Source organism: Candidatus Omnitrophota bacterium (genome assembly GCA_041648975.1).
In the GTDB taxonomy this organism is placed as follows: Bacteria; Omnitrophota; Gorgyraeia; order 2-01-FULL-45-10; family 2-01-FULL-45-10; genus JAQUSE01.
Window position 1 is genome coordinate 17,635 of sequence record JBAZNZ010000021.1, and the last position, 13,868, is coordinate 31,502.

A 13,868-nucleotide genomic window follows, 5' to 3' on the forward strand; every position below is an offset into this window, starting at 1 on the left:
GCCATGACCGATATCGTAAAAGAAGCCGGGGAACAGGCCGCGGCCATGTTCCTGTATTTTTCCGCGGTCCTCGAAAAAGATATCGTGGACGTTTCAGGAAAATTCGCAGGAAGGATATGGGACATATCCGTGAAGTCCGGAGAGGTCTACCCGAAGATCGGCGAGCTCATCATCGAGAACGGGTTCTTAAAGAAGACTTACGCCAGTGTGCCGTGGTCGAGCGTCTCCGTAATAGAAGATAACGTGAGGCTGAGCATAGCGTCGGGCGATATAAAATACGGCCCCGGGGTCAAGGAGTATGAATTCCTGGTAAGAAGAGACATCATGGACCAGCAGGTGGTCGATACTTATAACCATAAGGTACGGCGCGTCAACGATGTGCACCTCCTGAGGGTCGATCATGAGTTTGTGATTGCGCATGTCGACATAGGCCTGCGCAGTCTCATCCGCAGGCTCGGGTGGGAGAAGGCGGTGGACCTGGCAGTCAAAGCGGTAAATAAAGATTCGAAATATTTAAAGACCGAGGAGCTTGTTCCCTGGAAGAATATCCAGCCGGTCACGATAAACCCCGCCAGTATGACGATGAAGCTTTCGGTCTCGGAGAAACAACTTTTAGCCATTCCCGCGGCCGATCTCGGAGATATAATATTCGACCTTACCGCGAAACAGAGGATGGCGCTTTTCAGGACGCTTGATATACACACCAAGGCAAATGTCTTCGAGAACCTCGACTTTGCCGAGCAGAAGGCCATCTTAAAGGAATTGGACAAGCCGGAAGCGGCCCAGATCGTGACGCATATGTCGCCGGATGAGGCGACAGATCTATTGGAGAAACTTCCTTCCGGCACGGTAACGAACCTCCTTGCGCTCATAGAATCGAACCGGGCAAAGAAACTCTCGACCCTCCTTGGGTATTCGAGCGATTCGGCCGGCGGGCTTATGACTACAGAATTCGTCTCCATGTCCGAAGGCATGTCGGTCGGATCGGCGATAGAGTATATCAGGACCGAGACAAAGGAATACGATACGGTGCCGTATATCTATATAGTAGACGACAAGAATCACCTGAAAGGCGTGACTACCTTAAGGAGACTGCTCTTCGCCGATACCCGGGACCCGGCGCTGAAGACGACTTTCCACAAGACGATATATGTCTACCTCAAGAACAGCGTTAACGAGGTGGCTTATTTGATGGACAGATACAAGATATCGGCGATACCTGTGGTAGATGAAAAAAAGATAATACACGGCATAATAACGATGGACGATATATTGAGCCAGCTTATATCGATCGCGTGGCGCAGGCGGCCGCGTATTTCATCAAAGAGGCTGTAACGGCGATGAACGATAGTGTAAATAACGGAAGGCCGGGTATCTGGCGTAATCTCGTGATATTCCTGGGCGTCATGGGGCCCGGCATCATCACGGCCAATGTCGATAATGACGCGGGCGGCATCGCGACTTACTCGGTGGCCGGGGCGCATTTTGGTTATTCCATGCTCTGGGTATTTATTCCCATGGCGCTGGCGCTGATCGTCATCCAGGAGATGTGTTCCAGGATGGGCGTTGTTACGGGGAAAGGCCTCGCCGACCTCATAAGAGAGAAGTTCGGCGTCAAGGTGACCTTTTACGCGATGGCCGTCTTTCTCTTCTCGAATCTCACGAATACCATAAGCGAATTTTCCGGCATCGCGGCGAGCTGCGAGATATTCGGGATATCGCGCTATATATCACTTCCGATCGCGGCCTTTCTCATATGGTGGATAGTGGTAAAGGGCACGTACAAATCGGTGGAGAAGATATTCCTGGCGGCGTGCTTTTTCTACCTGGCGTACGTGATGACCGGTTTCCTCGTAAAGCCCCAATGGGGGGCCGTGGCGAAAGAGTTCATAAAGCCGACATTTTCTTTTAACCAGGCCTTTATACTTATGATAATGGGCGTCGTCGGTACGACGATCGCGCCGTGGATGCAGTTTTACCAGCAATCTTCCGTAGTCGAGAAAGGGATAAACGTAAAAGATTATAAATACGCGCGGCTCGATGTTATAATCGGCGGCATAGTGGTCAATGTCATCGCCATATTCATAATAATATCGTGCGCGGCCACGCTCTTTAAGAGCGGCGTGAGGATCGAGACCGCCAAAGACGCCGCTCTTGCCCTCCGGCCGCTCGCCGGGAACTACTGTACATCCCTTTTCGCGTTCGGGTTGTTGAACGCCTCCATCTTTTCGGCCATGATACTGCCGCTCGCGACGGCTTATTCGGTATGCGAAGGCCTCGGCTGGGAAGCGGGCGTCGACAAACGCCTGAAAGAAGCCCCGCAGTTCTATTTTCTATTTACGGCACTTATAATAATGGGCGCCGGTATCATAATGTTCCCGAAGATAAATCTGATAATGGTGATGTTGCTTTCACAGGCGGCAAATTCGGTCTTCCTGCCTTTTGTGCTGATATTCATGCTCTTGCTCATTAACGACAAGCGCCTGATGGGAAAATACACGAATTCCGCTTTTTTCAATACAATAGCCTGGGCAACTGTTATAATAATGGTCTTCCTGACAATAGCGTTAACGGTCGTAAGTCTTATGCCCGCCGGGCATAGATAAATGGTGCGGTAGCGTAAAGAGAGGTGTCTGTATGTCAAATATAAAGCATTATTTCGGCGCGGGTCTGCTGATCACTTTGCCGGTGTTCCTGACGGTGTATCTTCTTTATATCGTATTCCGGTTCATCGACGGCATATGGGGCAAGGTGATAAACTTCTACCTTATGAAATATTTTGGATTCACCATCCCGGGGCTGGGGTTTATCCTGGGCATCCTGACCATCTTCATCATCGGTTTTATAGCCACAAAGATCACCAATAAGAAGATGTTTAAGATGCTTGAGAGCTGGTTCCTCAGATTCCCGTTCATCAGTATAGTATATCCGTCTGCCAGGCAGATAATCAATTCCATATTTTCCAAGGAGAGCCCGGCGTTTAAAAAAGTGGTCCTTGTGGAATATCCGTCTAAGGGGGTCTGGTCCGTCGGGTTCCTTACGAATGACAGCTTTAAGCAGGCGAATGACGCCGCCGGCGCGGAACTTTTGCATGTATTTATCGGGACTACGCCTACGCCGTTAAGCGGATTCCTCACGCTCATACCTAAAAGCCAGGTGAAGATACTGGATATATCTATAGAGGCGGGCATTAAGCTTATCGTATCGGGAGGCATAGTAAAACCTTGACCATAGATGCGTTGGCAAAAGTCGCCTTGCTATTGTTATTAGTGCTGTTTGCCGGGATAACGGCGGCGTCGGAGATATCTTTCATCGCCGCAAACCGCCTTAAGCTCAGGCGGCTGGCTTCGGGCGGTTCCAAGGCGGCGAAGATAATCCTGAAGGTCGTGGAGATACCCGAGAGGTTCTTCGGGACGATACTCGTCACGAACAACGTCGTCGGCGCCCTGATAGCCGTGCTCGTGACTGCTATGGTCATACATTTTACGGGTAATAGCGGCCAGGCGGAGCTTGCCGTAGCGACCGCCGTGGCGTCGTTCCTTATAATAATATCGGAAGTTACGGCGAAGACGCTTGCTACGCTCTATTCGGAGAAGATGGCTATGATGCTCGCGATGCCGATGAAGGCGCTCATTGCGGTATTCTCGCCTGTTGTAAAGATAGTCGAGGTTATAACGAAGGCGATGATACGGATGCTGGGAGCAAGTTCCGAAAGAAGGTCGGCCCTCGTGACAGAGGAGGAGATAAAGACGATAATACAGGCGGGGGAAGAGGAAGGCGTCCTGCACAAAGACAAGTCCAGGATGCTTTTCAGGATATTGAATTTCAGCGAGGTCGTCGTCAGGAATGTCATGGCTCCCAGGAAAGACATAACCTCTATCGACATAAACGCGAATATCGACGATATCCTGGATAAAGTCCAGGAGTCGGGTTATTCCAGGATCCCAGTCTACAAGGATAACCCCGATAATATAGTGGGAGTAATAAATATGAAAGACCTGTTGGGCCTGTCATGCAACAGAGGCCTTATACTTTTGCAGGATATAATCTATCCGGCCACATTTGTCTCCGGCTCCAAGAAGGTGCCGGAACTCCTGAAGGAGTTCCAAAAAGGCCACACGCATATAGCTATAGTGGTCGACGACAGGAATAAATTGGAGGGCATAGTGACGCTGGAGGACCTATTGGAAGAGATTGTCGGCGAGATAGAGGATGAATCCGACGTCCGGGCCCAGCAGGGCGCCAAAAAATAGAATGCGCATATCCAATTTAAAAAAAGGAAGGTAGATATGAAAAAAGTCCTGGTGATAGACGACGAGAAGGAGTTCTGTTCTTTCCTGAAGGAGAACCTTGAATTGCTGGGCAGGTACAGGGTATTTACGGCGACGAACGGCAAAGAAGGCCTCCAGTCCGCCAAGACGGAGAGACCGGACCTGATACTGCTGGACATAATGATGCCGCATATGAACGGGTTGGAGGTCCTGAAGAGGCTGAAAGAAGACGAGAAGACCATCTCTATTCCGGTCATCATGCTCACCGCTCTTGAGGACGACGAATCGAGATCTAAAACGTCGTATCTCTACTGTGAAGACTATATCGTAAAGCCCATCAAACTTAGCGTCCTCATACCCAAGATGGACGAAATGCTGGGGAAGGGAAGCGGCGGCGCATTTTAAAAAAAAATTTGACATGTCAGCATTTTGTGCTACAATATTTAAAATAATAGCAAAGGAGAGTCATGGCAGGATTGGCGCGGTTCGGGATATCCGCAGAAAAAGATCTCCTGGCCAGGTTTGACCGCCTGATAGCGGAAAAAGGCTATAAGAACAGGTCAAAGGCTTTTTCCGACCTCGTCCGGCAGGAACTGGTGAAGAAAGAATGGGAAGAAGGTAAGGAAGTGGCAGGCGCCGTCATCATGATCTACGACCATCATAAGAGAGAGCTTGTCAATAAATTGATGAGCCTCCAGCATGACTTCAATAAGATCATAATGTCGACCCAGCACATACATCTTGACCACGATAACTGCCTTGAGATAATAGCCATAAAAGGGGCGGCGCCTGAGGTGCGGGAACTTGCCGACGCGTTAAAATCCGCCAAAGGGGTCAAGCATACGACGCTGGGGATGTCGAGCACGGGGAAGAGGATATAATTTTTTTTAGCCGCTAATAGCACGATTTAAATATTAGTGTCACGAATGTATAAGTCGAGGCATAAAATAAGGAGGAGGAGATGTCGAAATACGTTTTACGTATGTTATGCATAGCGCTTACTGGGTATTTCATCGTTGCCGCAGGCTCCGCGCCCGGGTTTGCCGGCGAGGTGGATATGATGGCGGAGATAAATGCCCTTAAGACCAAGTTGGGCGAACTGGACTCTTTGAAGCTGCGTGTAGCCGAGCTTGAAAAGAGGCTGGAAGTCCAGGGATGCGCCATAACTACGAGCTCAACTACGGTCAGAGAGATAAAGGAATCGCTGATCTCATATAAGCCGGGAGAAGGGGTGACTGTGCCGCCCTGCGGCATCGAGATAACAGCGGACGCCACATTTGTCCTGCAGGGGACTCCTAACGCCAATAATGCGCTCGATACGGAAGCGTCACTGACAGACGCGGCGTGGTCGTCCGATATATTTATCAGGAAGGCCTTTGACGATTGGGGGCTTGCCTTGATACATCTTGAGCCGGGCCAGGGCAACGGCGTCGAGAACGAGCTTTACCTGTATAGCAATGTTAATAGGGACCAGAATGATACCGACGCCAACGTCCCCGTCACAGAACTCTGGTATGAGCACTATCTGTTCAATAAACAGGTTGCGTTAACGGCGGGCAAGATGGATCCGGCCAATTACATCGACCAGAATGAATACGCGCACGACGAGTGCACTCAATTCATCGGCCGCATCTTTAAGCAGAACCCCGCCATAGAATGGCCCGACGACAATACGTTGGGCGGTCGCGTCATATTAGCTCCCGAATTCGCTCCATACCTGTCGTTGGAAGCGACTTACTTTGACGCCGATAATAATTATGAGGACATCTTTGACAGGGTCTTCGCTTCCGGGCAGATAAATTTCAAACCTTCCAAGCTCCTTAAACTGGATCCGGAGCGATGGGACGGCAATTACCGTTTCTACTGGTGGATCAACTCCAGGGACCATTCAAAACTTGTCAGGCAGGATGAATCCGCCCCGGATGATACAAAGAACATGAATACGGGTTTCGGTTTCAGCGTCGACCAGATGATAACGGATGTCTTCGGAGGTTTTGCCAGGCTTGGATGGCAGAATCCGGCCCTTGCCCTCGCCTCGAGTTCAAGTGTGAACTCTGCGCCTTCACATGTCTCCTGGTCAAGCGGTCTGCAGATGACGGGCAAGTATTGGCACAGGTCCGGCGACGTCGCCGCTTTCGGCATAGGCCAGGTATTCCCCAAAGAGAACCTGAAGAATATCAATAACGGGGATGGCGTCGCCGCGGAAGGCCATCTCGAAATATACTATAAGTGCCAGATCCTGAAATGGCTCGCCATCACGCCCGATTTCCAGTGGATATGGAATCCGCGGGGCATAAGCGAGGAGTACCAGGGAGATAACGATACTATATTCGTATACGGCGTAAGAGGGCAGTTGGATTTCTAAATTAAGGAGAAACCTATTATGCATATGGCAGACGCTTTGATATCTCCCGCTGTGGGCGGTGTAATGTGGGCGGCTTCAGCGGGGCTCATCGGTTACAGCGCCAAAAAAGTCAGGGAGGAAGCGGATGACCGCAAGATCCCGCTTATGGGAGTACTGGGCGCGTTCATCTTTGCGGCGCAGATGATAAATTTCAGTATCCCGGCTACCGGTTCCAGCGGGCACCTTGGGGGAGGCATGATTTTGGCCATTTTGCTCGGGCCTTATGCCGCGTTCCTCGTCATGGCGTCGGTGCTGGTAGTCCAGGCGCTCTTTTTTGCCGACGGCGGCCTTCTTACGCTCGGATGCAACATGTTCAACCTCGGTTTCTTCCCGTGCTTCATCGCATATCCTTTGATCTACCGTAAGATCGCCGGTGATCATCCCTCACAAAGAAAGATAATACTCGGTTCGGTCATCGCGGCTGTCGTGGGGCTGCAGCTGGGCGCGTTCGGAGTTGTCATGGAAACGGTGTTATCGGGGGTGTCGGAGCTCCCTTTCAGGGCGTTTGTCCTGTTAATGCAGCCGATACACCTGGCGATCGGCGTCGTGGAAGGGCTCGTTACCGCCTGCGTCGTCAATTTTGTATGGAAGGCCCGCCCGGAAATTTTAGAGACGAAAGAACGAGCTGCTTCTATAGGCAAGATCGAGATGAAAAAGATGCTGTCCGGTTTGGCGGTAGCAGCTGTGATTATTGGCGGGGCTCTCAGCTGGTTCGCGTCGAGTAATCCGGACGGGTTGGAATGGGCCATGTCGAAGGTATCCGGCAAGGAAGAATTGGAAAACAACGCCGGCGCGCATGCCTCTCTGGCCCGGTTCCAGGAAAAAACGGCGTTCTTGCCCGATTATGGTTTTAAGGATAGCGCCGCCGGAGCCGGATCCGCGGCCGGCGAAACAACAAAGTGGCCGTCCATCGATCCGGGGACGTCCGTATCGGGGCTTGTAGGAGGAGTCTTGGTTCTCTCTATGGTAGCCCTGATCGGCTTAGCGCTGAAGCGCAGGAGAAACGCGATTTGAACAATATCGGCAAAAATTCATTCGATATCGGGTATATGGATACATTGGCCGCAGGAGACAGTCCGTTGCATCGCCTGGATCCAAGAGCCAAAGTCATCACTACGCTGGCGTTTATCGTCCTGGTAGTCTCGTTTCATAAATACGCTGTCCTGGCGCTGCTGCCTTTTTTTATATACCCTGTAGCGCTTATCGCCTCGAGCGGTCTCCCGGCAGGGTATCTTCTGAAAAAAGTCCTGATCGTTTCGCCATTTGCTCTGTTAGTAGGTATTTTTAATCCGATGATAGACAAAGGGACTCTCATCCAGATCGGGGCGGTTAATATTTCCGGCGGCTGGATATCTTTCCTATCCATCTTATTGCGTTTTGTACTGACGGTGACCGCCGCTTTGGTCCTGGTCGCCTCTACGGGGTTCGGCGCGGTTTGTGATTCATTGATAAAATTCGGAGTTCCGAGAGTTTTTGTGACGCAGCTTATGTTTTTTCACAGGTATACGTTTGTCCTGAACGACGAAGCGCATCGGTTGATCAGGGCGCGTTCTTTCCGGACGTTCGATTCCCGGGCCATGAATGTCAAGACTTTCGTTTCTCTTACAGGCCATTTATTACTGCGCACCCTGGATCGCGCCGAGCGCATTTATTGCGCGATGCGTTCCCGCGGATTCGATGGCCGTATCCGCGTTATAAGAAAGATGGATATCGGCTCCCGGGAGGTCCTGTTTACAGCCGGATGGCTGCTCTTATTTATTCTGCTGAGATCTTTTGATCTTCCGTCAAAAGCGGGAGCGCTGGTTACGGGGATTTTTCAATGAGCCATCACATAGTAGAAGCTAATGACCTGCATTTTACTTATCCGGACGGCACGCCGGGACTGGACGGGATATCGTTCCGGATATCCCACGGAGAATCGGTGGCCCTTGTCGGGGAGAACGGAGCCGGGAAATCCACTCTTTTGCTGCATCTAAACGGTTACCTGTCCGCCGTAAAAGGCACTCTGCGTATCGGCGACTCACTCGTGTCCTCCGGGAATCTGAAGATAATACGCCGCGCGGTAGGCATAGTCTTCCAGAATCCGGATGACCAGTTATTCATGCCTACGGTCTTTGATGACGTGGCATTCGGGCCCCTGAACCTCGGCCTTACGGATACGGAGGCTGAGCGCAAAGCTATGGAAGCTCTCAAGACCGTCGGAGTAGAGCATCTCAGGAAGCGGCCGCCTTACAAACTTTCTCAGGGGGAGAAACGGTCTGTTTCTATCGCGACCGTCCTGGCTATGTCTCCGGATATTCTGGTGATGGACGAGCCCACATCCAGCCTCGACCCGAAATCGCGCGCAAGGCTGATAGAACTGCTGAAGACATTCCGTCATACGAAGATTATCGCTACCCATGACCTGGACATGGCAATGGACCTATGCGAGCGCACCATCGTCCTGCACAAGGGAAAGATAGCGGCTGACGGTCCTACGCTGAAACTTTTTCAGGATGAAAGCCTGCTCCACCGCTGCAGCCTCGAGAAGCCGCTCCGGATGCAGGGCTTCCCATCCTCCTCGGAGTAGGTTTCATACTCTAACCTAAGCCTCTATTAGGTTTTCCAGCCTGCTTCCAGCTAGAAATTTTTCGGGTGACGCGGCTTGAGACTTTTTCTCAATAAAGGGCGAAGTATGCCCGCCTGATCGCAGCAAGCTAAGTCTGGCGGGCAGGGATGGGGTGTCCCGAATACAGAAGAGTCTAGTTCGGCGCACATAGATACGCGCTTATGTCGTAGGGGAGGTTTAAACCTCCCCTACGACTACAGATTGTAAACCCAATCCGATGGAGCTAACGACAGGCGGATTGGATGGGGTGCCCGAATGTTAAAGACTATAGTTCGGGATACGTAGATACGCGCACAGAATATACCCGTGATAGATTGTCCCGCCCGGAGTGAGGCTTGAGGCGGGATCCCGCCCCGAGCTAAACAGATGGCGGGATAAACCCATACGAGCCATTTAAAAGAAAAAGTCCAAGCCGCGGCAGCCTGCCCGCCTGAAGCAGTCTCTCGCTGGCAGGCGGGGACCCGAAAAATTTAATGCTATATACTTTCCGCGATACCTTTTTTGCCCCGGAAATGGTATAATATCGCTATTCTATGCATGCCCCTATGTATAATATTATATATGAAGATAATTGGCTTATGATAATAGACAAGCCTTCCGGCATGCTCGTTATCCCCACCCCGAAGGGCGAGAAGAATACCCTCACGGATGAGCTGAATCGCGAGCTCGACAGGCGCGGCATAGAGGAAAACGCGCATCCCTGTCACCGGTTAGACCGCGAGACGTCAGGCTTGATAATTTACGCAAAAGGCAAGAAGATCCAGGGCCTCATGATGGAAGAATTCAGGAAGAAAACGGTCAAGAAGACCTATGTAGCCTTTGTCCACGGTTTAGTCAAAAAAAACTTTGATATTATAAAGAGCGGAATATATAATAGGAACAAGAAAAGGCTGGAATCGGCTGTAACCAAATACAAGGTTCTGGGGAGAAGGGGAAATTTCAGTATCCTGGAAGTGGAACCGGTAACGGGCAGGACGAACCAGATCCGCATACACTTAAAAGCGATAGGCCACCCGATAGTCGGCGAGAGCGTTTACGCCTTCAGGAAAGACTTCAAATTGAGGTTCAGAAGAACGGCCCTTCATGCCGGGGCGATGGAATTTACGCACCCGGTGACGAAAGAGAAGATGAGATTTGAATCGCCGCTGGCGCCCGATATGAAAAATTTTTTAAACAAGGAGAAGTAAAATATGGCTAAAGGCAGGGCGTATCTGACGCCGGAAGGCTATGAGAAGCTGAGAAAAGAGCTGGAGTATCTGAAGAACACAAAGCGTAAAGAGCTGTCGAAAGCGATAGGCGAGGCGAGAAGCCATGGCGATATAAGCGAGAACGCCGAATACGACGCAGCTAAAGAAGCTCAGGGGCTGAACGAGAAGAAGATAGCCGAGCTCAATGAGAGGCTGGCGACGGCGCAGATAATAGACGAAGAGAACATGTCGAAGGACGAGGTCCTGATAGGCGCGACCGTGAAGCTGAAAGATCTCACAAACGGCGAGGAATTGGAGTATACCCTAGTGTCGGAAGAAGAGGCGGATTACAGCCAGAACAAGATATCCGTATCTTCTCCGGTAGGGTCTGGCCTGATGAACCATAAGAAGGGCGATACCGTAGATATAAAGGTGCCTAGAGGCGTTTTGAAATACAAGATATTGAATATTAGCAGGTAGCGCCTTATATTACACCTACGAGGTGTGATTACTTAGGCCCATCACACCTCGCAGGTGATATCATAGATCAAGGTTAAGCCGATGAGTCAGTATGAAAAAAAGTTAGTTCGTATAGAGAAGATGTTCCACGTTCCATTGCCGGAAATGAAAAAAATAATAAGGGATTTTCATTCGGAGATGGATAAGGGGCTGCGGAGACAAAATAGCTCGCTTAAGATGATACCTGCCTATGTGGACCGTCCTACCGGAAGAGAAAAAGGAAAGTTTATCGCCCTTGACCTCGGCGGCACAAATTTCAGGATACTGGAACTGGAGCTTAAAGGGCGCGGCCGGTTTGGCCGGGTCAAATCGGAAAAATTTGTCCTGGGGAAAAAATATATACGCGGCGAGGGCGGGAGGCTGTTCGATTTTATTGCCGGATGCCTTAAGTCTTTTTTAAAGCGCAATAAGATGGATGGGGCCGCTGAGGTAAAGGCCGGTTTCACTTTCTCTTTTCCCGTAGAACAGACCGCTGCAGCTTCCGGCAGGCTTCATGGCTGGACCAAAGGGTTTGAACTAAAAGGGACTGTGGGTAAAGACGTTGCCGGTTTGCTTAACGACGCGTTTCTCCGCAGCGGTCTTAACAATGTTAAGGTGGCGGCGCTCGTCAACGATACGGTTGCTACGCTTGCCGCCGGGAGTTATTGCGATAAGACATGCGATGTCGGCCTTATTTTAGGGACCGGAACGAATGCCTGCTACGCCGAAAGGCTTGCGAATATACGGAAATGGCGCGGCCCATCCTTGCGAAGCGGTGAAATGATAGTTAATATAGAATGGGGCAACTTCGACAGGTTGAAAGCGACGCCTTATGACAGATTGCTGGACAGGGAATGCAATAATCCGCGTGAACAGATGCTTGAGAAGATGATTTCAGGAATGTATCTGGGCAGGATCGCGTATTTTGCGCTTAAAGGCCTGGGCGGATGTTTTGGCGGAATAAGAGAATTCAAAACGGAATATGTATCTGCGATAGAAGCGGATAAGTCGAGAAATTTGGGCAAGACCGGTAGATTTTTAAAAAAGGCCGGTGTTCCCGGCTCTACATTGCAGGACCGGCAAGCCTGTAAAAAAGTGTGTGAAATAGTATCTTTACGGGCCAGTCGCATTGTTTCTTCATGCATTGCGGCGGTCATTACAAAAATAGACCCGGGCATGAAGAGGTCTCATACCGTAGCGGTTGACGGCTCGCTTTACGAAAAACATCCGGGTTTTGCGGGGAACATCCAGAAGGCATTGAGAGAGATATCCAACAGGAAAGAGGCCCGTATAAAAATATCTTTGACGAAAGACGGCTCCGGCATAGGCGCCGCAGTTGTCGCGGCTGTCACCTCGGCGCAATAAATCACGCAAAAAAAGGTTCGAAAAGTGGATCAACGTAAAAAAATAGAGGACCTTCTCTTGTCGGTGCTGCGGAAAGACAACGGCGCCGATAAGCGCCTGGTTTGCGGGAAGATTGCCTGTCTCGAAAGCGATGACTGGAAAAGGCTTCTTAAAGCCGCGCTGAAATACAGGCTCTTTCCGGCGTTTTACGAACGCCTGATGAGCATGAAGCCCGACAACTTGCCGCAGGATTTTTTGTCGGAGCTCAGGGGGATCTTTGCGTTTAATCTTAAAAGGAATGTACTGCTGGAGAGGGAATCTTTTGAGACGATCCGCTGTCTCCAGGACTCCGGGATCAAGGCAATGCCGTTAAAGGGACCGATAATGGCAAGATATCTCCATGGAGACCCGGCTCTGCGCAGGACGTCTTCCGACATCGATCTCCTGGTAAAGCCGGAAAACGCCGAGAAGGCTATCGGCGTGTTAAGGAGCGCCGGCTGGGCCTTTGCCGAAAGAACGGAAGGCGGGCTATCGTATAAAGATACGCTGAAATATGTCGGGCAGGTGAGCCTTACAAAGCAGACGCGGAATCCGCTCGGCAATTTATGCCTTGACCTGCACCGGATGATATTCGATCCGTTTATGTTTCCGGACCAGGCAGGCCTGTGGCAGGGCCTCAGGGAGCTCGATATCGACGGCAATAAAGCGGCTATTCCGTCCGATGAGAAATTGTTTATATATTTCTCGCTGCTCTCGATGTCGCTTGACGCAAGCTACATCTACGATCTCAGCGTGATAATCTCGCGGTACGGCGATACCCTGGACTGGGAGCGCATCGCGTGCAGCCGTGACTATCTTCGCAGCAGGACCGCCGTATATTTTGCCGTTAAGCTGGCCTGTGAGTTATTCGGATGCGAAGCGCCGGAAGCTTTTTTAAAAAAGATAAAACCCGGCCCGGCCAAGGAAACCTTTTTAAAGATATGGATAAACAGGAAAGCCGTTATGGAGTCCTCCGTAAAATGGATGCACAGGTCGCGCTTCTCCGGAAGAATCTGGTATTTTTTTATTCTGAGCTTTCTGTATTCGAAAGATTTTTTCGACTGCTTAAGAATGATCTGCCGAAGGATATATTTTCGGGGCGAAAAATTTGCGGTGTCGTGCAATTAAAGATGCGAAAGTAAAAAATGGAGGAACCTGATCATGACTGAAAATAATAAACTTATAGCTAATCCGATGGTGGTGTTGAGAGAGGAGTTCGATGACTGGGCGCTTTTATTCGATCCGGATACGAACGATATCTTTACGATCGATCCTGTATCCGTGTTTATCTGGAAAAGGCTTGACGGCAAGCACATCACGGAAGATATAATCAAAGAGCTGAAACCTGTCTGCGACGGCATGCCGCCGGACGCGTCCAAGCATATCGATGATTTCCTCCAGGACCTCATGAAGCACGGCCTTGCGGGATACGAAGTCAAAAAATAAAAAGCGTGCCTGGAAACAAGCTGCGGCTTAGGTATTATGGTATATCACGTTAAGACTTATGAAAAATATAT

15 protein-coding genes are annotated in these 13,868 nt (G+C 50.4%); all 15 read left to right on the plus strand.

Features of this window, described 5'->3' with window-relative positions; translation table 11 throughout:
- Positions 1-3 precede the first annotated feature (3 nt).
- A complete protein-coding gene (locus WC592_07250) occupies positions 4-1,335 on the plus strand; it encodes a CBS domain-containing protein (protein MFA4982244.1) in 1,332 nt (443 codons plus the stop codon).
- On the plus strand, positions 1,296-2,606 hold the full coding sequence (locus WC592_07255; protein MFA4982245.1) for an Nramp family divalent metal transporter: 1,311 nt from the start codon (positions 1,296-1,298) through the stop codon (positions 2,604-2,606). The genes WC592_07250 and WC592_07255 overlap by 40 nt, the downstream gene beginning before the upstream one ends.
- 31 nt (positions 2,607-2,637) lie before the next feature.
- The gene (locus tag WC592_07260; GenBank protein ID MFA4982246.1) at positions 2,638-3,228 is read left to right on the plus strand and encodes a DUF502 domain-containing protein; all 591 of its coding nucleotides are present in this window, start codon (positions 2,638-2,640) and stop codon (positions 3,226-3,228) included.
- Positions 3,225-4,253: a hemolysin family protein gene (locus WC592_07265; protein MFA4982247.1), complete on the plus strand. Its 1,029-nt coding sequence runs from the start codon at positions 3,225-3,227 to the stop codon at positions 4,251-4,253. Before WC592_07260 ends, WC592_07265 begins: the two co-directional genes overlap by 4 nt.
- 36 nt (positions 4,254-4,289) lie before the next feature.
- Entirely contained in the window at positions 4,290-4,676 is a 387-nt protein-coding gene (locus WC592_07270; GenBank protein MFA4982248.1) for a response regulator, read from the plus strand.
- Positions 4,677-4,738: 62 nt separating this feature from the next.
- Entirely contained in the window at positions 4,739-5,152 is a 414-nt protein-coding gene (gene nikR / locus WC592_07275) for a nickel-responsive transcriptional regulator NikR (protein MFA4982249.1), read from the plus strand.
- 80 nt (positions 5,153-5,232) lie between these two features.
- Positions 5,233-6,636 (plus strand): carbohydrate porin, encoded by a 1,404-nt coding sequence (locus WC592_07280; GenBank protein MFA4982250.1) that lies wholly within the window; start codon positions 5,233-5,235, stop codon positions 6,634-6,636.
- A gap of 18 nt (positions 6,637-6,654) precedes the next feature.
- Positions 6,655-7,689 (plus strand): energy-coupling factor ABC transporter permease, encoded by a 1,035-nt coding sequence (locus WC592_07285; protein MFA4982251.1) that lies wholly within the window; start codon positions 6,655-6,657, stop codon positions 7,687-7,689.
- Entirely contained in the window at positions 7,686-8,498 is an 813-nt protein-coding gene (gene cbiQ / locus WC592_07290) for a cobalt ECF transporter T component CbiQ (protein MFA4982252.1), read from the plus strand. Before WC592_07285 ends, cbiQ begins: the two co-directional genes overlap by 4 nt.
- Complete coding sequence (locus WC592_07295) at positions 8,495-9,244, plus strand: ABC transporter ATP-binding protein (GenBank protein ID MFA4982253.1); 750 nt, start codon at positions 8,495-8,497, stop codon at positions 9,242-9,244. The genes cbiQ and WC592_07295 overlap by 4 nt, the downstream gene beginning before the upstream one ends.
- A gap of 584 nt (positions 9,245-9,828) precedes the next feature.
- Positions 9,829-10,470 carry an RluA family pseudouridine synthase gene (locus tag WC592_07300; protein MFA4982254.1) on the plus strand — a complete coding sequence of 214 codons (642 nt, stop codon included), beginning with the start codon at positions 9,829-9,831 and terminating at the stop codon, positions 10,468-10,470.
- Positions 10,471-10,473: 3 nt separating this feature from the next.
- A complete protein-coding gene (gene greA / locus WC592_07305; protein ID MFA4982255.1) occupies positions 10,474-10,950 on the plus strand; it encodes a transcription elongation factor GreA in 477 nt (158 codons plus the stop codon).
- Between the two features lie 81 nt (positions 10,951-11,031).
- Entirely contained in the window at positions 11,032-12,333 is a 1,302-nt protein-coding gene (locus WC592_07310; GenBank protein ID MFA4982256.1) for a hypothetical protein, read from the plus strand.
- Positions 12,334-12,357: 24 nt separating this feature from the next.
- The gene (locus WC592_07315) at positions 12,358-13,479 is read left to right on the plus strand and encodes a nucleotidyltransferase family protein (GenBank protein ID MFA4982257.1); all 1,122 of its coding nucleotides are present in this window, start codon (positions 12,358-12,360) and stop codon (positions 13,477-13,479) included.
- A 33-nt stretch (positions 13,480-13,512) separates the two neighbouring features.
- The gene (scmD, locus tag WC592_07320) at positions 13,513-13,797 is read left to right on the plus strand and encodes a SynChlorMet cassette protein ScmD (GenBank protein ID MFA4982258.1); all 285 of its coding nucleotides are present in this window, start codon (positions 13,513-13,515) and stop codon (positions 13,795-13,797) included.
- Positions 13,798-13,868 lie beyond the last annotated feature (71 nt).